This is a genomic window from Pseudomonas sp. SW-3 (assembly GCF_016615645.1).
GTDB lineage: Bacteria > Pseudomonadota > Gammaproteobacteria > Pseudomonadales > Pseudomonadaceae > Aquipseudomonas > Aquipseudomonas mandelii.
The window spans coordinates 5,334,512-5,358,177 of record NZ_CP067098.1; the positions used below are offsets into that span (position 1 = coordinate 5,334,512).

Here is a 23,666-nt window from a genome sequence, read left to right on the forward strand (position 1 = left end):
TGCCCTAGCCCCTACAAGACAAGGGCTCTGGCGATTTGCCAGCCGCTGTTAAAACTGTCTGTTTGCGTGCGATGGCCAATCAATCGGCAGACGCCTGAGTAGGCCAATTTTGTTGCCAGGCCATACACCGATTCTGCCCGTTGAAATGCCTTGCGACAGTCACGCTGTGACAACATGTCGCACACGTGTCGCACCCTTTCTTGTCGCACATCACGGACTTTTTATTTGTCCCTTGAAATGCAAAACGCCCCGGCCCTCTTGATGAGGACCGGGGCGTTTTTTCACGTTATCCGCACGAGTGGCGGATGACCTCAGCGCAGCGCTTTGCGGTTACGCGAAGTGAGCAGCGGCACCAGCACCACGATCAGCACGAACGCCACCAGCGCCCACTGCGCCAGCGACAAACCGAGGATCGGCGGGTATGGCGTGGAGCAGAAACCATCGACCTGAAAGCCCAGCGGGAAAATCTTCGCCAGCGGCAGGCCATCGACAATCGGTTGCAGCACATCGATGCCACAGCTGACCGCCGGGTAGAACTGGGTGTAGACGTGATGCCCGGCCACCGCGACACCGGCCAGTGCGAAAATCACCACCAGGGTTTCAAACACCGTGATGCTGCGGCGGGTGCGCATCGCCGCGCCAATGAAGGCAAACAGCGCAATCAGCAACAGCGCGTAACGTTGCAGGATGCACAGCGGGCACGGCGCCTCGCCCAGCACAACTTGCATGTACAGCGCGCCACCGATCAGCGCCAGGCAGATGATGCCCAGCAACACCAGGTAGCGCCGTTCACGTCCCAACCGCATTGTTTCCTCGCTCATCGCGTTTCCCTTTTATGCTCGTGGATCAGCTCGCCGGCGGCTGCGCTTGCAGCTGCTGCATCAGGCTGATGTTGTCTTCGATATGCCAATTGGCCGCGATGCGACCGCTTTTGATCTGATAGATATCGGTTGCCCGGAAGTCTACACGCTGGCCCTGACCTTTGAGAGCCTTGAACGGACCAGTGAAGTGACCGCGAAAGTGCAAATGCACTACCACCCGGTCGCCAGCAATGATCATTTGCTCGATCTCGCAGCTCAGGTCCGGCACCGCCGTGCGGAAAAACTTCGACGCCAGCAGCGGCCCGGTCGGCCCCTGGACCCGGCCTTCAGGCGGGGTCATGTCGATGAACTGCTCCGACAAGGCCGACTTGGCCAACGCCTCCTCCCCGCTGTTCCAGAAACTACCGTAACGACGAGCTGCCAATTCCATCGCATCACGTTGCGCCTTGGGCAGGCTCTGATCGACGATCAAGGTCTGCGGCTGGAGCAAGGCGGATTCGGCGAACGCGAAAGGGCTGGCCAGTAACGCAGCCGATAGAACGAGACGGGAGAAGGTGAAGTGAGTCATGGGGCGATCCTGATCATGTAAACGAACGAGCGCCTATCATCAGCATCGGGGAATAAACGATAAACCGGTTAAGAACGGATTAACTTTTAAGGGATTTTTACGAATCGGGACCGCGGCGCGTCTATCACGTGCAAGCCCCGCTCCTACAGGTTTTGTGTTGTTCGCGCGATTGCGCAACGGTACAAAACCTGTAGGAGCGGGGCTTGCCCGCGAAGCAAGCGACTCGGTCTCCCGAGTCGCCGCAAACAGTTACTCCAATGCCGAAGCCGGCCCAAAGAACTCGTAACGGCTCTGCTTCTCCGGCACACCCAACGCCTTGAGGTGACGCTTGATTGCCGCCATGAACCCTTTCGGCCCCAGGAAGTAAGCATCCAGATCGCGCTGCTCCGGCAGCCACTCGCCCAGTTGCTCGCGGCTCAACAGCCCGACCGTGTCGGCCGCCGGACTCACGCCATCATCTTCGGCGTAGCAATAGAAGCGTTTGAGTTGCGGGTGACGCTCGGCCAAGCCATCGATCCAGTCGCGGAATGCATGAACGCTGCCGTTACGCGCGCAGTGGATAAAGTGCACCGGCCGTTCGGTGGCCAGCGCCGCTTCCAGCATCGCCAGCGTCGGGGTGATGCCGACACCACCGCTGATCAGCACCAGCGGTTTGTCACTGGCGGTCAGGGTGAACTCGCCCGATGGCGGGAACAGCTGGATGCTCGAACCAACGTGCAACTGATCGTGCAAGTGGTTGGAGGCGCGGCCACCGGTTTCACGCTTGACGCTGATGCGGTACTGGCCCTTGTTGGCCAACGCCGACAGCGAGTAGTTACGACGGATCTCTTCGCCATCGAGGATCAGTTTCATGCCGATGTACTGGCCCGGTTCCGCTGCCAAAATCGCGCCTTTGTCGGCAGGTTCGAAGTAGAACGAGGTGATTTCCGCGCTTTCCTCGACCTTGGCCGCCACGATGAATTCCCGCGCCCCGCGCCAGCCACCGGGTGCCTGTTCCTTTTGATCGTAGATGCTGGTTTCGGCGCCGATCAGGATGTCGGCCAACTGACCGTAGGCCGCGCCCCAGGCACTCATCACCTCAGGGGTGGCAATTTCTTCGCCCAGCACTTCGGAGATCGCACGCAGCAGGCAAGTGCCGACAATCGGGTAGTGCTCCGGCAGAATTTGCAGGGCCACGTGCTTGTTGATGATCTTGGCGACGAGGTCGCCCAACTGATCGAGCTGGTCGATGTGGCGCGCGTACATCAGAACACCGTTGGCCAGGGCGCGCGGCTGATCACCGCTGGCCTGGTGAGCCTGGTTGAACAACGGGCGCACTTCCGGGTATTCCGAGAGCATCATGCGGTAGAAGTGAGTGATCAGCGCTTCGCCACCGCTTTCCAGCAACGGCACGGTGGATTTGACGATGGCACGGTCTTGAACGCTAAGCATAAAGTGACTCCTGGGCTACTTTGGATTGCTAACTGATGACCCTAGGGTTATCACTTTCCATGCCAACTATTTAACCCTTCAAAAACAATAACTTATAAACACAGTAGTCATATCGACACACGTTGGCTTATAGTCATCCCGACTACACGGAGTCACTATGACTGCAAAATCCTTGCTTACCGCCCTGCTACCGCTGGTCTCCGACCTGTCCCGCGAACTGCCCGAAGGCGAGCGTTATCGACGCCTGCTCGAAGCCATGCGCGCCCTGCTCCCCTGCGATGCCGCCGCCCTGCTGCGCCTGGATGGCGAGTGGCTGGTGCCGCTGGCCGTCGACGGGTTGAGCACCGACACCATGGGCCGCCGTTTCAAAGTCAGCGAGCACCCGCGTTTCGAAGCGTTGCTCAGCAGCCACGGCCCGACGCGGTTCGCCGCCGACAGCGACTTGCCGGACCCTTACGACGGTCTGGTCGACGGCCTCGACGAGCATCTGGAAGTTCACGATTGCATGGGCTGCCCGTTATTCATCGACGAGCGTCCCTGGGGCTTGCTGACCCTCGACGCCCTCGACCCGGAAAAATTTGAACCCATCGAACTGGACGCCCTGCAAGCCTTCGCCAGCCTCGCGGCGGCCACCGTCAACGCCGCCGAACGCATCGAGCGCCTGGCCAATCGCGCCGAAGACGAGCATCAGCGCGCCGAGGTCTACCGCCAGGCCAGCGGCCAGCAAAACCGCGAGATGATCGGGCAGAGCAAGACGCATAAACGCCTGGTGGAAGAGATCAGCCTGGTGGGCGGCAGCGACCTGACCGTGCTGATCACCGGCGAAACCGGGGTCGGCAAGGAATTGGTCGCGCAGGCGATTCACGCCGCTTCGCCAAGGGCGGACAAACCGATCATCAGCCTCAACTGCGCCGCCCTGCCGGACACCCTGGTGGAGAGCGAATTGTTCGGCCATGTGCGCGGCGCCTTCACCGGCGCCACCAGCGATCGGCGCGGCAAGTTCGAACTGGCCAATGGCGGCACGCTGTTTCTTGATGAAGTCGGCGAACTGTCCCTGACCGTGCAGGCTAAGTTGTTGCGGGTGCTGCAAAGCGGTCAATTGCAGCGCCTGGGGTCGGATAAGGAGCATCAGGTGGACGTGCGCTTGATCGCAGCGACTAACCGCGACCTGGCCGAAGAAGTGCGCAGCGGCCGCTACCGTGCCGACTTCTATCACCGCTTGAGCGTATACCCGCTGCTGGTACCGGCCCTGCGCGATCGCGGGCGCGATGTGTTGCTGCTCAGCGGTTATTTCCTGGAACAGAACCGCTCGCGGATGGGCCTTAACAGCCTGCGCCTGAACAGCGACGCGCAGGTGGCATTGCTGGCATACGACTGGCCGGGGAATGTGCGGGAGCTGGAGCATTTGATTGGTCGCAGTGCCTTGAAAGCGCTGGGTAACTGCAAGGTACGGCCGAAGATTCTGAGTTTGAGTGCGGCGGATCTGGATTTGCCCAATGGCAGCATCGAAGTGGTCGCCGAGCAACCGGCGGCGGCCCCAATGGCATTGGTGTCGGGGGATTTGCGAGAGGCTACCGAAAATTATCAGCGCCAATTGATCAGCGCTTGCCTGGAACGGCACCACGACAACTGGGCAAGCGCGGCGCGCGAGTTGGGCCTGGATCGGGCGAACCTCGGGCGGATGGCCAAGCGCCTAGGGATGAAATAACCCCCCCACTGTGGCGAGGGAGCTTGCTCCCGCTCGGCTGCGAAGCAGCCGCAAAACCTGAAAATGCGGATAGTCTGATAACACACATCACCTGATCGGGAGTGCTTCGCACTCCAGCGGGAGCAAGCTCCCTCGCCACAGGGTTCGCCGTTGGGCCGGGAATGGGTATTTAGCCTAAAGCCTGCCCCCAACAAGTCGATAACCCGGCATCAATAGTTTTTGGCGACTTTTTACTCGCCCATCACCTTTTTCCACAGAAGGTTTTTATGTCCACCACCAAAGCCCGCGCAGACTCACTTTCGCTTCTGCTGTTTACCTTGCGCAGCGGCAAGCTGATGGCAATCAACCTGCTGAAAGTCAGCGAAATCATCCCCTGCCCGCCGCTGACCAAGCTGCCGGAGTCGCACCCACACGTCAAAGGCATTGCCACCTTGCGCGGCGCCTCGTTGTCGGTGATCGACCTCAGCCGCGCCATCGGCGAGCGGCCACTGGAAGACCCGAATGGTGGCTGCCTGATCGTCACCGACGTCAGCCGCTCCAAACAGGGCCTGCACGTTCAGGCCGTGAGCAAGATCGTCCACTGCCTGACCACCGACATCCGCCCGCCGCCCTTCGGCTCCGGCGGCGTGCGCTCGTACATCACCGGCGTGACCTCGGTCGACGGCACCCTGGTGCAAGTGCTGGATATCGAAAAGGTCATCCACGGCATCGCCCCGGCGCAGATCGAAATGGCCCCGACCGAACTGAGCATGGAAGACGCCGAAGTGCTGGGTAACGCTCGGATCCTGGTGGTCGACGACAGCCAGGTCGCGCTGCAGCAATCGGTTCACACCTTGCGCAACCTCGGCCTGCAATGCCACACCGCCCGCAGCGCCAAGGAAGCCATCGACTGCCTGCTGGACCTGCAAGGCACGGCGCAGCAGATCAACCTGATCGTCTCGGACATCGAAATGTCGGAGATGGACGGCTACGCGTTCACCCGCACCCTGCGCGAGACGCCGGACTTCTCGCACCTTTATGTGCTGCTGCACACATCGCTGGACAGCGCGATGAACAGTGAGAAAGCGCGCCTGGCCGGGGCCAACGCGGTGCTGACCAAGTTCTCCTCGCCAGAACTGACCCGGTGCCTGATCGAAGCGGCCAAGGCCGTCGCCGAACAAGGTCACTGAGTCATGACCGAACGCTTTTGCTTGCTGATGCGGCGCAACCTTGCCGAGGCGGTGCCCGCAATCACGTGGCCGGTCGGCATTGAATTGATCGAGTACCGTCCCGAAGTCGCCCAAGCCGTCCATCACGTGATGGAACTGGGTCACCTGGAAGGCGGTGGCCGTGTGCCGGAATTGGCGATCTGGCAGCGACGTTTTGAAACCGATCCTGAATATGACCCCACGCTCTGCTTCATCGCTCAAGATGCCGAAGGGATCGTCGGCGTGGCGCAGTGCTGGACCAGCGCCTACATCAAGAAGTTGATGGTGCACCCACGGGCACAGCGACGTGGGCTTGGCCGCGCATTACTGCTCCACGCGTTCCAGGTGTTTCAGGCCCGCCGGGAAGGTTATGTGGATTTGAAAGTACTGGAAGACAACCTTCGGGCGCAGCGGCTGTATGAAAGCGCCGGAATGTATGTAGTCCGCCGAGAATTGGTCCCAGTCTGATACACCGCCATCGCGAGCAGGCTCGCTCCCACAATGTTTTTTTGTCGTACACAACATCGGTGTCTGGTGAAGATCTACTGTGGGAGCGAGCCTGCCCGCGATGGGGCCGACACATTCAACCCAATACCATCAGGCATACTCCACCCCTCGGCCAACTCAATGCCCAAGGATGCCTGCCCCATGAAAACCGCCACCCTGACCTTGCTCTGCCTTACCGCCCTCGCCCCCCAAGCCCACGCCTCCAGTCCCGACGCCTGGGCCGCCTACGACAAAGCCGTGCTCGCCAGCTGCACCAAAGCCAGCGGCCTGAAAAACGCCAAACCCGTCGGCACCGCCGCGCAGTTCGACGACCGGGTCGACTACACCGCGCTCCTGATGCAAGGCCAATACCCGCAAAAACACATGAAAGGCCAGCAAGGCACCGAACTGTGCCTGTACAACAAAAAGAGCAAAACCGCCTACGTGACCGAATGGGACTCCATCCGCCCCACCGCCAAAACCCAGTGACTGGCGCATAACTTGCTTCGACCCGAGCCTTCGCGGTGTCTTTCTGGCGCCGTTCCATGCCCTCGGAAGCGACCGACCGCTCAATGAATACGACATTTTCCTGCGTAGGTTGCGGCAAATGCTGCAACGACCACCACGTGCCCCTGACCCTGGCCGAAGCCCGCATGTGGGCGGCCGACGGCGGTCAGGTGATCGTGTTGGTGGAAGGTTTCCTCGGCAACGGCCTGGGCCTTCCCGTGCAGCAACGCGAACACGCCGAACGTCGCTCAGTAGTGGTTCGAAGCGGCACGTCCGAGGCTTACGTGGCGATCACTTTTGCCGCCTACAACGTCGGTCCCTGCCGGAATCTTGACGAAGACAACCTCTGCCGAATCTACGAACGCCGCCCGCTGGTGTGCCGCATCTACCCGATGGAAATCAATCCGCACATTGCGCTGAACACCGCAGTGAAAGAATGCCCGCCCGAATCGTGGGAACAGGGGCCGGACTTGATCATCGGGGGTAAGTTGGTGGATCAGGAACTCGCGGGATTGATCCAGCGTTCGCGCCAGGCGGATCGCGACGACATTCAGACCAAGGATGCGATTTGCGGGCTGCTGGGGATTCGGACGACAGCGTTGAAGGGGGATGGATTTACGGCTTACCTGCCGGATATGAAGGCGTTTGCCACCGTCATCGACCAGGTTGCCGCGCAGCCGCTGGCGGGCTCAGGCAGTGATTGGCAGTTTCATGTGTCAGGGGAAGACATCGCCGTGCAAGTGCAGGCGGCCGGGGCGATGGTGGCGACGGAAGTGCCGGTGAACTATGCGTTTATTTCGTTGCGGGTGGCTTGATTCCAGGGCTGTTCAACCTGTTATGGCCCCTTCGCGAGCAGGCTCGCTCCCACCATTGATCTGCGTCGTACACACAAAATCTGTGTCCTGTTGAGATCTACTGTGGGAGCGAGCCTGCTCGCGAAGGCGATTGATCAGGCACTGCAGCGTTTGAAACTCAGCGTTTACCCATCGACCGACGAGTCCCTGGAGGCGCAGCCCCTGGTGTCTTGGTATGGCCATTCTTCGCGCCATTCTTGTACCAAGGCTGGCTGGCATTCTTCGCAGCGGCCAAATCACCCGGTTTGAACGGGAACTTGAACGCCGGGATCGCGGCTTTGGTTTCGCTGTCTGCGCTGGAGTCGACGCTGTCTGGCAGGTCTGCCGGGGCGTCGCTCAAAGCGTCGGCAACCGGCGGTTGTGTCGGGGAAGTCATGAAAGCTCCGGGGTGATGCAAAAAGTCGGGCCCGGTCAGCGAGCCGCGAAAGAGCGGCAGTATACCTGTGTCCAGAGCCGCAAGCTTCACGCCGCAAGCGAGTCCGTCGGGTTTTGTGCCAATCGCGAGCAACCCCCGCACCTGTGGGAGCGAGGCTTGCCCGCGAAGAACGATCACGCGGTCAATCAGACCGAACGCTATCTACCGGGGAACCTCAACCCTATCCAACACCCGATTCACCGCCAACTCCGCCAGCATGATGACCTGCTGAATCGCCATCAGCGTATGCCGCTGCGGCCCCTCCAGACTCGTCGCAAAATCACTGCTCATCACACTCGCTGATGCCAAAGATTCACAGGCATGGGCCAACAGACTTTCAGAATCAACATCAGGATCGACCACAAACATCGTGCTCGGCCGGCGCGGTTTTTCGATGTAGCGCTCGGGGGGATCGAGGTAGTAATCGAGCGCGCGTTTCATGGCTTCGTGGTCTTTGATGAGCGATTCGGCCTGGGTGGTTTCGTCGCGGGGTGTGGTGGTATTGATGGGTGGATCGGGGATTAACTTATCCATGCAAACTCCTACTGAAATGGGTGCCACCATTCGCCGGATCTCACGCGGCGAAGAGGTGGCAGCTATGTGCAGTGTGAGATCACCGGTAGTAGGCACCCGGCCAGACCGAAGTCTGCCCGCACACAGCCGCCATAACGCATTTACAGGCAGCGGATAAGCTGGCGCCAATTATGGTGGCATTGGCGCTAGATGCATACTAGTTGCCGGGGATCTCACGCCCGGTCGCTGAATTTGCAGCGACAGCCAAAGGTTAGAGAACACGCTTCCTACCCGGCAACCTGAAAAATGCGTGGGAAAACGCTGTGTTTTTTACACATCTTTCAACACACAAAAATGGAACGCGGAGCGTCCCGGGCGGCATTCCCACGCGGAGCGTAGGGAACGATCAATCGGGGGCAGTAGAGAGAAAATGGTCGGCTGGCAGACCGCTATCGCGAGCAGGCTCACTCCTACAGTGGAACGATGCACGTCTGCAAGAAATTGGTCGGCTGTCAGGCCGCCTTCGCGGGCAAGCCTCGCTCCTACAGTGGAACGATGCACGTCCGCAAGAAATTGGTCGGCTGTCAGGCCGCCTTCGCGGGCAAGCCTCGCTCCTACAGTGGAACGATGCACGTCTGCAAGAAATTGGTCGGCTGGCAGGCCGCCTTCGCGGGCAAGCCTCGCTCCTACAGTGGAACGATGCACGTCTGCAAGAAATTGGTCGGCTGGCAGGCCGCCTTCGCGGGCAAGCCTCGCTCCTACAGTGGAACGATGCACGTCTGCAAGAAATTGGTCGGCTGTCAGGCCGCCTTCGCGGGCAAGCCTCGCTCCTACAGTGGAACGATGCACGTCCGCAAGAAATTGGTCGGCTGGCAGGCCGCCTTCGCGGGCAAGCCTCGCTCCTACAGTGGAACGATGCACGTCTGCAAGAAATTGGTCGGCTGTCAGGCCGCCTTCGCGGGCAAGCCTCGCTCCTACAAGGGGTTCGGTGTACACGCTTCGCTTTTCCCCACTCATTAGGCCGAGCGTTAGCTCGCCTGCTTTTGATCTTGATCTGCCCGCCCCTTCGGGAGGCTGAGTGGAGGCGTTCATCTGGGGGGTGGGCGCGTAGCGCCGTGCGGCGAAGCCGCACACATCGAGAGGAGGTCGAAGCGAAGCCGACCGGAGGCGATGCCCCCAGATGAATGCCGGAGCGAGGGTACGCCGAGCCCAGGCGAGGGGCCGGACGCTGGGGCGAAGCCTTTTGCTTACTTTTCGGCGTTTGGAAAAGTGAGTCGCTGTAAGAGCGAAACCGCCAGCAACCGTTACCGCAGGAATGGATATGTACGCCATCAACAGCAGCATGGTCGGCTACCAGGCCGCCAAGCCCAAACTGACAGCGCCGTCAGTTAGCAGTCACCTTCCTGACCGCCGAACAGGTTTATAAAGGAAGGTATAAACCCGACCCGACTCCCGACCACCTAGCCCGGCGCCCCCACTCGCATGCGAACCCAGAAAAAAACCGCCTTGATCGCAGGCCTGCTGATCGCCCTGGCAGCGAGTGGCGCGTGGTACGCCACCAAACCCGCCACCGCCAAACTCGCCGCGCCCACAGCGATCCCGGTTCGAGTCGTCAGCGTCACCGAAAAAGACGTCCCCCGCTACGTCACCGGCATCGGCTCGGTCCTGTCCCTGCACAGCGTCGTAGTCCGCCCGCAAATCGACGGCATCCTCACCAAAATCCTGGTCAAAGAAGGCCAATTGGTGAAACAAGGCGACCTGCTCGCCACCATCGACGACCGCTCGATCCGCGCCAGCCTCGACCAGGCTCGGGCACAACTCGGCGAAAGCCAGGCGCAACTGCAAGTCGCGCTGATCAACCTCAAGCGCTACAAACTGCTCAGCGTCGATGACGGCGTATCCAAGCAGACCTACGACCAGCAACAAGCCCTGGTCAACCAGCTCAAAGCCACCGCCCAAGGCAATCAGGCGTCAATCGACGCCGCTCAGGTGCAGCTTTCCTACACACAGATTCGCTCCCCGGTCACCGGCCGCGTCGGTATTCGCACGGTGGACGAAGGCAACTTCCTGCGCATGACCGACACCCTGGGCCTGTTCACCGTGACCCAGATTGACCCGATCGCCGTCGAGTTTTCCCTGCCGCAACAAATGCTGCCTACCCTGCAAGGCCTGATCGGCGACCCCGAGCGCGCACAAGTGAAGGCCTATATCGGCGCCGACACCGACGGCGAAACCGGCAACCTGCTGGGCGAAGGGCACCTGACCCTGATCGACAACCAGATCAACGCCAACACCGGGACCATCCGCGCCAAGGCGGAATTCAACAATCCCGGGCAGAAGCTCTGGCCGGGCCTGCTGGTGACGGTAAAAATTCAGACCGCCCTGGATAAAGATGCGCTGGTGGTCCCGCCCACTGTCGTACAGCGTGGCCTCGATCAACATTTCGTGTACCGCGTCAACGGCGACAAGGTCGAAACCGTCACCGTACAAATGGTCTACCAAGGCAGCGGCCAGGACATCATCAAAGGCGTAAAACCGGGTGACGTGCTGGTCAGCGACGGCCAGTCGCGGCTCAAACCCGGCTCGACCGTGCAGGTAATGACCGAGCCGCCGCAAGTGGTGCAATCGGAGTCGAAGCCATGAAGGGCCACGGTTCTGTCTCAGCCTGGTGCATCGATCATCCGGTGGCGACGATCCTGCTGACCTTTGCCCTGGTGTTGCTCGGCGTTATCGCCTTCCCGCGCCTGCCGATTGCGCCGCTGCCGGAAGCCGAATTCCCGACCATTCAAGTCGCCGCACAATTGCCCGGCGCCAGCCCCGAAACCATGGCGTCGTCGGTGGCCACGCCGCTTGAAGTGCAATTCAGCGCCATCCCCGGCGTGACCCAGATGACCTCGAGCAGCGCCTTGGGCTCGACCAACCTGACCCTGCAATTCACCCTAGACAAAAGCATCGACACCGCCGCCCAGGAAGTACAGGCCGCAATCAACACCGCCGCCGGCAAGCTGCCCAAGGACATGCCGAACCTGCCGACGTGGCGCAAGGTCAACCCGGCCGACAGCCCGGTGCTGATTCTCAGCATCAACTCAACCTTGATGCCCGGCACCGAACTCAGTGACTTGGTGGAAACCCTGCTCTCGCGTCAGATCAGTCAGATCGACGGCGTAGGCCAAATCAATATCACCGGCCAGCAACGTCCGGCAATCCGTGTTCAAGTCTCGGCCGACAAACTCGCGGCCATCGGCCTGACCCTGGCGGACATTCGGCTGGCGATCCAGCAAACCAGCCTCAACCTGGCCAAAGGTGCGTTGTACGGTGAGTCGAGTATCTCGACACTGTCGACCAACGACCAATTGTTCCACCCCGAGGAATACAACCAGCTCATCGTTTCCTACAAGGACGGTGCCCCGGTTCACCTCAAGGATGTCGCTACAGTCGTCAACGGTTCGGAAAATGCCTACGTTCAGGCGTGGGCCGGTGATCAACCCGGGGTGAACCTGGTGATTTCCCGGCAGCCGGGCGCCAACATCGTCGAAACCGTTGATCGCATCCAGGCCGCCCTGCCCGGCCTCGAAGCCATGCTGCCGGCCTCGGTGCAGGTCAAGGTGCTGGTCGACCGCACCCAGACCATCCGCGCCTCCCTGCATGAAGTGGAAATTACCCTGCTGATCGCGATCATGCTGGTGGTGGCGGTGATGGCGCTGTTCCTGCGCCAATGGTCGGCGACCCTGATTGTGTCCGCCGTACTGGGCGTATCGCTGGTCGCCAGTTTCGCCCTGATGTACATCATGGGTTTCAGCCTGAACAACCTGACGCTGGTGGCAATCGTGGTGGCCGTGGGGTTTGTGGTCGACGATGCGATTGTGGTGGTGGAGAACATTCACCGCCACCTGGAGGCCGGCGACGGCATGCGCGAGGCGGCGATCAAGGGTGCCGGCGAGATCGGTTTTACCGTGGTTTCGATCAGCTTCTCGCTGGTGGCGGCGTTCATTCCGTTGCTGTTCATGGGTGGCGTGGTCGGGCGGCTGTTCAAGGAATTCGCCCTGACCGCCACTTCGACCATCATGATTTCGGTGGTGGTGTCGCTGACGCTGGCGCCGACCCTGGCCGCGCTGTTCATGCGCGCCCCGGTGCATCACGCCCACAGCAAACCCACGTTTGGCGAACGTTTGCTGACAGGTTATGAAAAACTGCTGCGCCGTGCCCTCGCCCACCAGAAACTGATGATCGGGGTTTTCTTTCTGTCACTGGGCCTGGCGGTGGCCGGTTACATCTTTATTCCCAAGGGGTTCTTCCCGGTGCAGGACACCGGTTTTGTCCTCGGCACCACCGAAGCCGCCGCCGATATTTCCTACGGCGACATGGTGAAAAAACACCTGGCGATGGCCGAAATCGTCGCCACAGACCCAGCGGTTGCGGCGTTTTCCCACTCGGTCGGGGTCTCGGGCAGTAACCAGACCATCGCCAATGGCCGCTTCTGGATTTCCCTGAAAAAACGCGGCGACCGCGACGTCTCGGCCAGCCAGTTCATCGACCGGATCCGTCCGAAACTGATGAAAGTCCCGGGCATCGTGCTCTATCTGCGCGCCGGCCAGGACATCAACCTCAGCTCCGGCCCGAGTCGCGCCCAGTATCAATACGTGCTCAAGAGCAACGACGGCGCAACGCTCAGCACCTGGACCCAACGCCTGACCGAAAAACTGCGCGCCAACCCGGCGTTCCGCGATATTTCCAACGACCTGCAACTGGGCGGCAGCATCACCCACATCAGTATTGACCGCAGCGCCGCCGCGCGTTTCGGCCTGACCGCCAGTGATGTCGATGAAGCGCTGTACGATGCGTTCGGCCAACGGCAGATCAATGAATTCCAGACCCAGATCAACCAATACAACGTGATCCTGGAACTGGACACCCAGCAACGCGGCAAGGCCGCAAGCCTCAATTATTTCTACCTGCGCTCGCCGCTGAGCGGGGAAATGGTGCCGCTGTCGGCCCTGGCGACATTCGATGCGCCAACGGTTGGCCCGTTGTCTATTGCCCACGACGGCATGTTCCCGGCCGCCAACTTGTCGTTCAACCTGGCGCCTGGCGTGGCGTTGGGCGATGCAGTGATCATGCTCAACCAGGCCAAGGCCGACATCGGCATGCCGGCCGCCATGAGCGGCAACTTCCAGGGCGCGGCGCAAGCGTTCCAGAGTTCGCTGGCCAGCCAGCCGTGGTTGATCCTGGCGGCGCTGGTGGCGGTGTATATCATTCTCGGCGTGCTCTACGAGAGCTTCGTCCATCCGTTGACCATTATTTCAACGCTGCCATCGGCGGGGCTTGGCGCGGTGATCATGCTGTGGATCTGCGGCCAGGACTTTTCGATCATGGCGCTGATCGGGCTGGTGTTGCTGATCGGCATCGTCAAGAAAAACGGCATCCTGATGATCGACTTCGCTCTCGATGCCCAGCGCAATCGTGGCTTGCCACCGGAAGAGGCGATTTACCAGGCCTGTATCACGCGGTTCCGGCCGATCATCATGACCACCCTCGCCGCCCTGCTCGGCGCCCTGCCGTTGATGCTCGGCTACGGCACCGGCGCCGAACTGCGCCAGCCATTGGGCATCGCGGTGGTCGGCGGCTTGCTGGTGAGCCAGGCGCTGACGCTGTTTACCACTCCGGTCATATACTTGTGGCTTGAGCGGCTTTTCCATAAGCCCAAACCCGCACCGATGCCGGCGCTGGCAACCACAGACTGAGGCGGGGTCATGCGCGTTCTGATTATCGAAGACGAAGAAAAAACCGCGGACTATCTGCACCGCGGCCTGACGGAACAGGGTTACACCGTGGACCTGGCGCGCGACGGCGTCGAAGGCCTGCACCTGGCGCTGGAAAGCGACTACGCGGTGATCGTCCTCGACGTCATGCTGCCGGGCCTCGACGGCTTCGGTGTATTGCGCGCGTTGCGTGCGCGCAAGCAAACCCCGGTGATCATGCTCACCGCCCGCGAGCGGGTCGAAGACCGCATCAAAGGCTTGCGCGACGGTGCCGACGATTACCTCGGCAAGCCGTTTTCCTTCCTCGAACTGGTGGCGCGCCTGCAAGCGCTGACCCGGCGCAGCGGCGGCCACGAACCCGTGCAAGTGAGCATCGCCGACCTGTGGATCGATTTGATCAGCCGCAAGGCCACCCGCGCTGGCACCCGCCTGGACCTGACCGCCAAGGAGTTCTCGCTGCTCAGCGTTTTGGCCCGCCGGCAAGGTGAAATCCTCTCTAAAACGGCGATTGCCGAGATGGTCTGGGACATCAATTTCGACAGCGACGCCAACGTCGTAGAAGTCGCGATCAAACGCCTGCGGGCCAAGCTCGACGGGCCGTTCGACGAAAAACTGCTGCACACGATCCGGGGCATGGGTTATGTGCTGGAGAGCCGCGGTGTCCAGTAATTCGATTGCCCTGCGCCTGAGCGGGATGTTCACGCTGGTGGCGCTGCTGGTGTTCCTGTTGATCGGCTGGGCCTTGTACCAGCAGGTCGACAAAGGCCTGGGTTTGCTGCCCGAGGCGGAGCTGGACGCGCGTTACAGCGTGCTCGAATCCACCGTCGGGCGATATGGCACGCCGGAGCATTGGGTGAAGATCAACAACAAGCTCAAGTTGCTCGGCGAAGAAGACAAGCGCATCAGTTTCTGGATCATCAGCGGCGACCCTCACTACGAATACGGCAACCTGACACCGCAGATCCGCGCCTTTGCCGAAGGGCCCCTGGGGATGCGCGACATGACGTTGCCAGACCAGCCTTATCCGCTGAAAGTGCTGGTCAGCCAGTTCCCGGCCAAGGATCAACGGCCGCCGCTGCGTTTCATGATCGGTATCGACACCGAGACGTTTTTCCAGACCCAGCATCATCTGCTGATCGCGCTGATCAGCCTGGCAATTATTGGCGTGTTGCTTGCCTCGGCGCTGGGTTATTGGGTGGCGCGAATTGGCCTCAAACCCTTGATCAAGTTGTCGCAGGAAGCCCAACGCCTTGCACCGCCGTTGCGTTCCGGGCGTTTGCGCTTATCGCCGCTGCCGCCGGAGCTCAATCAGTTCGTCAATTCGTTCAACTCCACACTGGAGCGAGTCGAGCAGGCCTATTCGCGGCTTGAGTCGTTCAACGCCGACGTCGCCCACGAACTGCGCTCGCCGCTGACCAACCTGATCGGCCAGACCCAGGTCGCGCTGACCCGTGGACGCTCGGCGGAACACTACTTCGAAGTGCTGCAATCGAACCTCGAAGAGCTGGAACGGCTGCGTTCGATCATCAATGACATGCTATTTCTTGCCAGCGCGGATCAGGGCAGCAAGGCGACCAAACTGACTTCCACCTCGCTGGCCGACGAAGTGGCCACGACTCTTGAATACCTGGATTTCATTCTTGAGGATGCGCAGGTTCAGGTGCAAGTCAGTGGAGATGCGCAGGTGCGGATCGAGATTGCGCATCTGCGCCGGGCGTTGATCAATTTGCTGAGTAACGCGGTGCAACACACCGGGCCCGGGCAGGTGATTGAGGTGCGGATCGAGGTCGAGGAGCACCAGGTGAGCATCGGCGTGGCCAACCCCGGGTCGCCGATTGCCAACGAGCATTTGCCTCGATTGTTCGAGCGTTTTTATCGCGTCGACGCATCGCGCAGCAACAGCGGGAATAACCATGGGCTGGGGTTGGCGATCGTCAAGGCGATTGCGCTGATGCATGGCGGGGATGTGTTTGTGCACAGTGATCACGGCATGAACACCTTCGGCATCCACCTCCCGGTCTAGACCCTTCCCTGTGGCGAGCGAGCTTGCTCGCGCTGGGCTGCGTAGCAGCCCCCCAATCAGCCACTCAGGTTCCTCAGGAAAATCGGGGGGGTTGTTTGCGACTGCTGCGCAGTCGAGCGCGAGCAAGCTCCCTCACCACAAAAGCCATTTCCCGCTGCCGGCTACTGTTGCTTTTAGCGCAACAGTCCTTTCATGAATCCGCTCTTTTTCCCCTGTCCAATCCCCCTTATCTTTGCCGCACCAAACAGCACTTGCCAAGCAAGAAGGTTTTAAAGATGTCCAACACTATGGGTATTGCCAGCGCTTTCGTTTTGTCCTCTTTGTTCCTGTCTCCGTTCGCCGTGGCTGAAGAATCGCCGGCCTTCGTCGCGCACAATGCCGCACGCGCCGCTTCGTATGAAGAGCATCAGGGCGAAATGACAGCCAAGGCTAAAGAGGCTGCGCAAACCCCTCAAGCATCAATGTCTTCAAGCCAGCCACGGGTTGAGAAAGACAGCTGATCCGACCCGTTTGCTCCTTTTCCCTCGACACTTTTCATCGGCTCTTCCCTTTGAAAAGTTGTCTTCAAAGCCGCTGCTATCAGCGGCTTTTTTTCGTTGTGGTTTAAACGCCGTCCAGTTCGTCTTCACTGACAAGAAACATTTTGCACTTCAAGAGTATGAAGTGTTTAGTTGACCAAGGAGCTTTACCGCAAGTGCGTTTCCCTCTCCGTTTCAACCCGCTGTTCATTGCAATCGCTGCAACGATGACCCCCGCCGCCTACGCCGCCGACGAATCCAGTCAGGAAGGTTTTGTCGAAGGTTCGAGCCTCAACCTTAATGTCCGTAACTACTACATGAACCGCAACCGCCTGCAGCAGACGGACGACAACATCGAGTGGGGTCAGGGTTTCCTCGGTCTCTTTGAATCGGGCTTCACCCAGGGCACCGTCGGGTTCGGCGTTGATGCCCACGCCATGCTGGGGCTCAAGCTCGACGGCGGTGGCGGCACGGATGGTTCGAGCATCCTGCCGATCAGCGATGGCAACGGCAAAGCGCCTGGGTCGTTCTCAACGGCGGGTGGTACGCTGAAAATGCGTGCTTTTGATACCGAGTTGAAGGCCGGCGACCTGTTCCTCGCCAACCCGGTGATTGCCGGCGGCGAAACCCGCATGTTGCCGCAGACCTTTCGTGGGGTCAGCCTGACCAACCACAGCTTCGACGGCTTCCTGATCGAAGGTGGCCAGGCGAGCTTCACCAAGCCGTACAACCAGAGCGGTCACACCCGCATCGGCACCTCCTACGGCAGCCTGGCAGACGGTGACGACAGTCAGCACCTGAACTGGGCCGGTGTGGCTTGGAGCGGTCTGCCGGGGTTGACCAGCAGCCTGTACGCCTCCGAACTCAAGGACATCTGGAACCAGTACTACTACGACCTGGATTACACCTACGCGCTGAACGACCTGGTCAGCCTCAACCCGGGCCTGCATTTCTATCACACGCAAGACACCGGCGATGCGCTGCTGGGTAACATCGACAACAACGCCTACAGCCTGCATTTCACCGTCGGCGTGGGCTTTCACAGCGTTACGGCGGCGTATCAGCGAGTCAACGGCAACACGCCGTTCGACTACATCAGCCAGGGCGACAGCGTCTTCCTCGACAACTCCCAGCAGTATTCTGACTTCAACGGCCCGAACGAGCGCTCGTGGAAACTCAAGTACGCCTACGACTTTGCCGGTCTCGGCCTGCCCGGCCTGACCTCGGCGCTGTCCTACTCCCGAGGCGAACTGGACCTGACCAAAGTCGATCCGGACAGCCGTGGCTACGCCTCGTGGTACAGCGCCGACGGCAAAAACGCCAGGCACTGGGAGCGCGACATCGATCTCAAGTATGTGATCCAGGGCGGCAAGGCCAAGGATCTGGCGGTGCGCATGCAATGGGCCACCAACCGCGGCGGCAATGGCTATGGCGCGCTGGATCAGGACACCGATGAATACCGGGTGATCGTCGACTACCCGCTCAATGTCTTCTAAGCTTCACTAAGCAAAAGGCCAGCATTTTTTTGCTGGCCTTTTTTTTATCCGGCATTTATACAAGCGCTCTGGACGCGACCGGTTTCTGGAACTCTGCCCGATTCTTGTAAAAAACTTTTATAACGCCTTATTTGCAGAAGTCAGAACCATGAGTGTGAGCAATGAGAAATCTCAACATCCGATCAGCTCGACACGATCGGAGCAACTTCTGACTCTCGGCAGTGTGCTGTTGGTGATTGCGATATTCAGCATTGTGACCTTCCTGCTGATCCGTGAACGCGCCAACGCCGAGTTGTCCGCCGCTCGCGCCGCCAACAACATCGTGCAATTGATCGACGCCGATGTGCTGCGCAATGTCGAACTCTATGATATTTCCCTGCTGGGTTTGATCGCCGCCTCCCGGCGAGAAGATCTCAAGAGCGTTTCTCCCACCATTCGCCATCTGGCCTATTTCGACCGCGCCACCGCCGCGCCGTACAAGGGCGACATTTTGTTGCTCGACAACAAGGGCGACGTGATCGCCGACTCGGCGTCGGTGGAACCCAGGCAAGGCAACTACGCTGATCGCGAATACTTCCAGTCGCACGTGAACAACCCGGCCCCGGGCATGTTCATCAGCCCGCCCTTCCGGGCCAGGTCGGCCGAACACGATTGGCGTATCAGTTTCAGTCGACGGGTGAGTGGCGCCCAAGGTGAGTTTCTGGGGGTTGCCGAAGCCGCCATGCGCTTGAGTTACTTCGATCAGTTGTTCAACAGTTTGAGCATCGGCCGCGACAGCACGGTCAATCTGATCAGCAAGAACGGGATTCTCCTGGCCCAGCAACCACGCCTGGCCGAAGAGCTGATCGGCAAGGATTTCAGTAACCGCCCCAATTTCCAGCGCATCGTCAAAGAAGGCAACGGCAGCTTCACCAGCATGTCCGATCTATACCGTGACAAGCGTCTGTACACCTTTTCCAAGGTCGGAAATTTGCCGTTGATCGTCATCGTTGCACTGTCCAGTGATGAAGTCTTTTCGGCCTGGAAACGCACTGCAGTGGTGGTCAGCTCTGCAACCGCTGCCTTGTGCGTGAGCCTGCTGTGGCTGACGTGGGTGCTGCGCCGGGAATTGCGCCGGCGTCACGATGCCGAACACGAACTGGCGCAACTGGCCGCCACCGATGCGTTGACGGGGCTGGCCAACCGCCGAACGCTGGATCAGGCCCTGCGCCATGAATGGTTTCGCGCTCAACGTTCCGGCATGCCTTTGTCACTGATGATGATTGATGCCGACCATTTCAAAGCGTTCAACGACCGCCATGGCCATCAGGCCGGCGACGAAGCGCTGCGCTCGCTGGCCAACGTTATCAGCGCCCACGTGCGACGACCGGCGGACCTGGCTGCCCGTTATGGCGGCGAGGAGTTTTCGGTGATCCTGGCGGAAACCGATAGCGCCGGTGCGCGGCAGATTGCCGAAAACATCCGCAAGGCCGTTGAGCAGTTGCCGCTGGTTGAGGGAGCTGATGAGCCGATGACTGTCAGTATCGGGATCAGCACCTGGACGACAGCGACGGATATCAGCCTGGAGAGTTTGCTGTTTGCGGCGGACAAGGCGTTGTATCAGGCCAAGGAAAACGGACGGAATCGGGTGGTCGACACGGCTTGAAATCTGCGGTGTCGCTACTGGCCTCTTTGCGGGCACGTCGGATCGCCGCACCGCCCGCGCCTACAATGGCGCTCGGTCTACCTCTTTCCCGCGGGCATAAAAAAAGGCCACCCGAAGGCAGCCTTTAAAAACTAGAGAGGTTTTTGACTTACACGGCCGCTACGGGACGCATGTAAGAGATCGGTGCAGTGCTGGCGTCTTCGAAAGTCACGACTTCCCAAGCATCTGTCTGCTCAATCAACTTGCGCAGCAGCTGGTTGTTCAATGCATGTCCGGACTTGAAGCCCTTGAACTCACCAATCAGGCTATTGCCCAGCAGGTAGAGGTCACCAATTGCATCGAGGATCTTGTGCTTCACGAATTCGTCTTCATAGCGAAGGCCGTCTTCGTTCAGTACACCATCCGCGTCGACCACAATAGCGTTTTCAACGCTGCCGCCGAGTGCGAGGTTGTGCTTGCGCAAGTACTCGATGTCACTCATGAAACCAAAGGTACGGGCGCGGCTGACTTCTTTTACGAACGAAGTGCTGGAAAAATCCACGCTTGCACTTTGTGTGCGGTTACGGAAAACCGGGTGATCGAAATCGATCTCGAAACTCACCTTGAAGCCTTCGAAAGGGACGAAAGTGGCGCGCTTGTCGCCGTCTTCCACTGTCACTTCCCGCAGGATCCGGATGAACTTCTTCGGTGCGTCCTGTTCTTCCAGGCCGGCCGATTGAATCAGGAATACGAAAGGTCCAGCGCTACCATCCATGATCGGGACTTCGGACGCGGAGAGCTCGACGTAGGCGTTATCGATGCCCAGGCCAGCCATGGCCGAGAGCAAGTGCTCCACCGTATCCACTTTGGTGTCGCCACTGACCAATGTGGTCGACATCGTGGTTTCACCAACGTTTTCCGCGCGGGCAGGAATCTGCACCACAGGGTCGAGGTCGGCACGAACAAACACAATGCCGGTGTCGATAGGTGCAGGCTTGAGGGTCAGGTAAACCTTCTCCCCGGAGTGCAGGCCTACACCTGTAGCACGGATAATATTTTTCAGTGTGCGTTGTTTAATCATGGCTTGGGCCGCTTCAGCGCAAATTGCGAACTGGTATCAACAAAGGCTGGCGATAATAGCAGACCAGACCTTTGCTGAACACCAATCACCTTCATAGCCCTGATACATTCCATCAATCAGCCTGACGACGCAGGAAAGCCGGGATGTCCAGGTAATCCAGATCATCTTGCGGATTCATCTTCGCGGCAGTCGCAGCACCGGCCTGAGCCTGGTTGCGCATGACGGTCGGACGGTCCAGGTCACGGTAATTTACCGCCGGTTGTTCCTGACGAGCGGGCGCCGATTGTTGCGGCTGGGAGGCCATGGAGGTGTGAACGGTGTTGTCGATGACCTTCACAGGCTTCTCGATTTTCGCGCCCAGACCGGTGGCAACCACAGTCACGTGCAGTTCGTCGCGCATGTCCGGATCGATAACGGTACCGACCTTGACCATCGCGTGCTCGGAAGCGAAGGCTTCGATGATGCTACCCACGTCGGAGTACTCACCCAGGGACAGGTCAGGACCGGCGGTGATGTTCACCAGGATGCCGCGTGCACCTTGCAGGTTCACGTCTTCGAGCAACGGGTTGCGAATGGCCGCTTCAGTGGCCTCACGTGCACGGTTCGGACCGCTGGCGCAGCCAGTGCCCATCATCGCCATGCCCATTTCGCTCATTACAGTCCGTACGTCGGCAAAGTCGACGTTGATCATGCCCGGACGCTTGATGATGTCGGAGATACCGCGAACGGCACCGGCCAGTACATCGTCGGCCTTGGCGAAAGCCGACAGCAGGCTGGCGTCTTTACCGAGGATGGTCAGCAGCTTCTCGTTGGGAATGGTGATCAACGAGTCGACGCTTTCAGACAGCAGACGAATACCTTCGTCGGCGATCTGCATACGCTTGCGGCCTTCGAACGGGAACGGACGAGTCACCACCGCAACGGTGAGAATCCCCATTTCCTTGGCCACTTCAGCAATGATCGGCGCAGCACCGGTACCGGTACCACCGCCCATGCCGGTGGTGATGAACACCATATTGGTGCCCTGCAGGACTTCGGCAATGCGCTCACGGTCTTCGAGAGCGGCCTGACGACCTACTTCAGGGTTGGCGCCGGCGCCCAGACCTTTGGTAACGCCGGTACCCAATTGCAGGATGGTCCGCGCGCCGATGGATTTCAGCGCCTGGGCATCAGTGTTGGCGCAGATGAATTCAACGCCTTCAATGTTGCTCTTGACCATGTGATTGACGGCGTTGCCGCCGCCTCCGCCAACACCGATAACTTTAATAACCGGGCTTGCGGGGATGTTGTCTACGAGTTCGAACATTTTCCCTCTCCTTTACGTTCTCTAGTTTTTTCGCCTACTGCTTTTACTGCTTGTCGCTTTTACTGCTTGCTCTTGCGGCTTGTAGCTTGCCGCTTGAATCTGCTTCGTCAGAAGTTGCCTTGTACCCAGCTCTTGATGCGATCGAGCAAGGCGGCTTTCGGTTCTTCATTGCTGTAGCTGTCGCGACTGCTGATGCCCGAGAACGAAATCCCGTCGGACTGCTTCTGCAGGCCGTACATCAACAGGCCTACGCCTGTGGAATAAATCGGGTTGCGGACCACGTCGTCCAGGCCCTTGACGCCATGGGGCACGCCCAGGCGGACCGGCATGTGGAAGATCTCTTCGGCCAGTTCGACCGCGCCTTCCATTTTCGAGGTACCGCCGGTCAGCACGATGCCGGCCGGGATCAGGTCTTCGTAGCCACTGCGGCGCAGTTCGGCCTGGATCAGCGTGAACAGTTCGTCGTAACGCGGCTCGACCACTTCGGCCAGGGCCTGGCGGGACAGCTCGCGCGGTGGACGGTCGCCAACACTTGGCACCTTGATGGTTTCACCGGCACCGGCCAGCTTGGCCAGGGCGCAGGCGTAGCGAATCTTGATTTCTTCGGCGTACTGGGTCGGGGTGCGCAACGCCATGGCGATGTCGTTGGTCACCTGGTCGCCCGCAATCGGGATCACCGCGGTGTGACGGATCGCGCCTTCGGTGAAGATCGCGATGTCGGTGGTGCCGCCGCCGATGTCCACCAGGCACACGCCCAGCTCTTTCTCGTCGTCGGTCAGGACCGAATAGGCCGACGCCAGTTGCTCGAGAATGATGTCGTCGATTTCCAGGCCGCAGCGACGCACGCATTTTTCAATGTTCTGTGCGGCGTTGACGGCGCAGGTCACCACATGGACCTTGGCTTCCAGACGCACGCCCGACATGCCCAGCGGCTCACGAACGCCTTCCTGGTTATCGATCACGTAATCCTGCGGCAAGGTGTGCAGTACGCGCTGGTCAGCCGGGATCGCCACGGCCTGGGCGGCGTCGAGGACACGCTCAAGGTCGGCGGAGCTGACTTCGCGATCACGAATCGCCACGATGCCGTGGGAGTTCAGGCTGCGGATGTGATTGCCGGCCACGCCGACGAACGCCGAGTGAATCCGGCAACCGGCCATCAGCTGCGCTTCTTCGATCGCGCGCTGGATCGATTGCACGGTGGACTCGATGTTCACCACCACGCCTTTCTTCAGGCCACGGGACGGATGAGTGCCGATCCCGACGATTTCGAGCGTGCCGTCGTCCGAGACCTCGCCGACCAGCGCCACCACCTTGGAGGTGCCGATATCGAGACCGACGATCATTTTGCCGCTTTGCACGTTTGCCATGG

The 23,666-nt window shown here is 60.0% G+C and carries 21 protein-coding genes; 13 read left to right on the forward strand and 8 right to left on the reverse strand.

All coding sequences use genetic code 11. The features are described 5' to 3' along the window. Window positions 1-311: 311 nt before the first annotated feature. The 3 genes from JIO00_RS24050 to hmpA all read right to left on the reverse strand — a co-directional run bounded on the left by JIO00_RS24050 (window position 312) and on the right by hmpA (window position 2,820). On the reverse strand, window positions 312-821 hold the full coding sequence (locus JIO00_RS24050) for a disulfide bond formation protein B (protein ID WP_042932579.1): 510 nt from the start codon (window positions 819-821) through the stop codon (window positions 312-314). A 25-nt stretch (window positions 822-846) separates the two neighbouring features. Continuing rightward, window positions 847-1,389, reverse strand: a complete 543-nt coding sequence (locus JIO00_RS24055) for an ester cyclase (protein WP_200666975.1) — start codon at window positions 1,387-1,389, stop codon at window positions 847-849. A gap of 249 nt (window positions 1,390-1,638) precedes the next feature. Continuing rightward, window positions 1,639-2,820, reverse strand: coding sequence for an NO-inducible flavohemoprotein (gene hmpA, locus JIO00_RS24060; RefSeq protein ID WP_010458067.1), 1,182 nt, complete (start codon window positions 2,818-2,820; stop codon window positions 1,639-1,641). Window positions 2,821-2,977: 157 nt separating this feature from the next. Here hmpA and norR point away from each other — a divergent pair, with 157 nt between their 5' ends. From norR to JIO00_RS24085, 5 genes are all read left to right on the forward strand, one after another. Continuing rightward, a complete protein-coding gene (norR, locus tag JIO00_RS24065; RefSeq protein ID WP_200666977.1) occupies window positions 2,978-4,528 on the forward strand; it encodes a nitric oxide reductase transcriptional regulator NorR in 1,551 nt (516 codons plus the stop codon). A gap of 266 nt (window positions 4,529-4,794) precedes the next feature. After that, window positions 4,795-5,697 (forward strand): chemotaxis protein CheV, encoded by a 903-nt coding sequence (locus tag JIO00_RS24070; RefSeq protein WP_010458072.1) that lies wholly within the window; start codon window positions 4,795-4,797, stop codon window positions 5,695-5,697. 27 nt (window positions 5,698-5,724) lie between these two features. Next, the gene (locus JIO00_RS24075) at window positions 5,725-6,183 is read left to right on the forward strand and encodes a GNAT family N-acetyltransferase (RefSeq protein WP_154912505.1); all 459 of its coding nucleotides are present in this window, start codon (window positions 5,725-5,727) and stop codon (window positions 6,181-6,183) included. 180 nt (window positions 6,184-6,363) lie between these two features. Beyond that, entirely contained in the window at window positions 6,364-6,690 is a 327-nt protein-coding gene (locus tag JIO00_RS24080) for a hypothetical protein (RefSeq protein ID WP_077749378.1), read from the forward strand. Window positions 6,691-6,773: 83 nt separating this feature from the next. Next, window positions 6,774-7,523, forward strand: coding sequence for a YkgJ family cysteine cluster protein (locus tag JIO00_RS24085; RefSeq protein WP_200666979.1), 750 nt, complete (start codon window positions 6,774-6,776; stop codon window positions 7,521-7,523). Window positions 7,524-7,680: 157 nt separating this feature from the next. Here the strand turns inward: JIO00_RS24085 and JIO00_RS24090 are convergent, their stop codons facing one another. Further along, entirely contained in the window at window positions 7,681-7,938 is a 258-nt protein-coding gene (locus tag JIO00_RS24090; RefSeq protein WP_010458080.1) for a hypothetical protein, read from the reverse strand. A gap of 201 nt (window positions 7,939-8,139) precedes the next feature. After that, the gene (locus JIO00_RS24095; protein WP_083375781.1) at window positions 8,140-8,511 is read right to left on the reverse strand and encodes a DUF6124 family protein; all 372 of its coding nucleotides are present in this window, start codon (window positions 8,509-8,511) and stop codon (window positions 8,140-8,142) included. Window positions 8,512-8,973: 462 nt separating this feature from the next. Here JIO00_RS24095 and JIO00_RS24100 point away from each other — a divergent pair, with 462 nt between their 5' ends. From JIO00_RS24100 to JIO00_RS24135, 8 genes are all read left to right on the forward strand, one after another. Then, entirely contained in the window at window positions 8,974-9,510 is a 537-nt protein-coding gene (locus tag JIO00_RS24100; RefSeq protein ID WP_200666981.1) for a hypothetical protein, read from the forward strand. 462 nt (window positions 9,511-9,972) lie between these two features. Further along, the gene (locus tag JIO00_RS24105) at window positions 9,973-11,133 is read left to right on the forward strand and encodes an efflux RND transporter periplasmic adaptor subunit (RefSeq protein ID WP_102593548.1); all 1,161 of its coding nucleotides are present in this window, start codon (window positions 9,973-9,975) and stop codon (window positions 11,131-11,133) included. Further along, on the forward strand, window positions 11,130-14,231 hold the full coding sequence (locus JIO00_RS24110) for a multidrug efflux RND transporter permease subunit (protein WP_200666983.1): 3,102 nt from the start codon (window positions 11,130-11,132) through the stop codon (window positions 14,229-14,231). Before JIO00_RS24105 ends, JIO00_RS24110 begins: the two co-directional genes overlap by 4 nt. Window positions 14,232-14,240: 9 nt before the next feature. Continuing rightward, window positions 14,241-14,918 (forward strand): heavy metal response regulator transcription factor, encoded by a 678-nt coding sequence (locus JIO00_RS24115; RefSeq protein WP_007916978.1) that lies wholly within the window; start codon window positions 14,241-14,243, stop codon window positions 14,916-14,918. Then, a complete protein-coding gene (locus JIO00_RS24120; protein WP_200666985.1) occupies window positions 14,908-16,272 on the forward strand; it encodes a heavy metal sensor histidine kinase in 1,365 nt (454 codons plus the stop codon). The genes JIO00_RS24115 and JIO00_RS24120 overlap by 11 nt, the downstream gene beginning before the upstream one ends. Window positions 16,273-16,547: 275 nt before the next feature. Next, window positions 16,548-16,772, forward strand: coding sequence for a hypothetical protein (locus JIO00_RS30030; protein WP_010458093.1), 225 nt, complete (start codon window positions 16,548-16,550; stop codon window positions 16,770-16,772). Between the two features lie 194 nt (window positions 16,773-16,966). Then, on the forward strand, window positions 16,967-18,286 hold the full coding sequence (locus tag JIO00_RS24130) for an OprD family porin (RefSeq protein ID WP_200666987.1): 1,320 nt from the start codon (window positions 16,967-16,969) through the stop codon (window positions 18,284-18,286). 148 nt (window positions 18,287-18,434) lie between these two features. Continuing rightward, window positions 18,435-19,931, forward strand: a complete 1,497-nt coding sequence (locus JIO00_RS24135; protein ID WP_200666988.1) for a sensor domain-containing diguanylate cyclase — start codon at window positions 18,435-18,437, stop codon at window positions 19,929-19,931. 148 nt (window positions 19,932-20,079) lie between these two features. On the opposite strand, the gene lpxC is transcribed toward JIO00_RS24135, so the two are convergent. From lpxC to ftsA, 3 genes are all read right to left on the reverse strand, one after another. Beyond that, window positions 20,080-20,991, reverse strand: a complete 912-nt coding sequence (gene lpxC / locus JIO00_RS24140; RefSeq protein WP_008147525.1) for a UDP-3-O-acyl-N-acetylglucosamine deacetylase — start codon at window positions 20,989-20,991, stop codon at window positions 20,080-20,082. A 112-nt stretch (window positions 20,992-21,103) separates the two neighbouring features. Next, window positions 21,104-22,297, reverse strand: a complete 1,194-nt coding sequence (gene ftsZ, locus JIO00_RS24145) for a cell division protein FtsZ (protein WP_007943486.1) — start codon at window positions 22,295-22,297, stop codon at window positions 21,104-21,106. Between the two features lie 107 nt (window positions 22,298-22,404). Beyond that, a complete protein-coding gene (ftsA, locus tag JIO00_RS24150) occupies window positions 22,405-23,664 on the reverse strand; it encodes a cell division protein FtsA (RefSeq protein WP_008147519.1) in 1,260 nt (419 codons plus the stop codon). Window positions 23,665-23,666 lie beyond the last annotated feature (2 nt).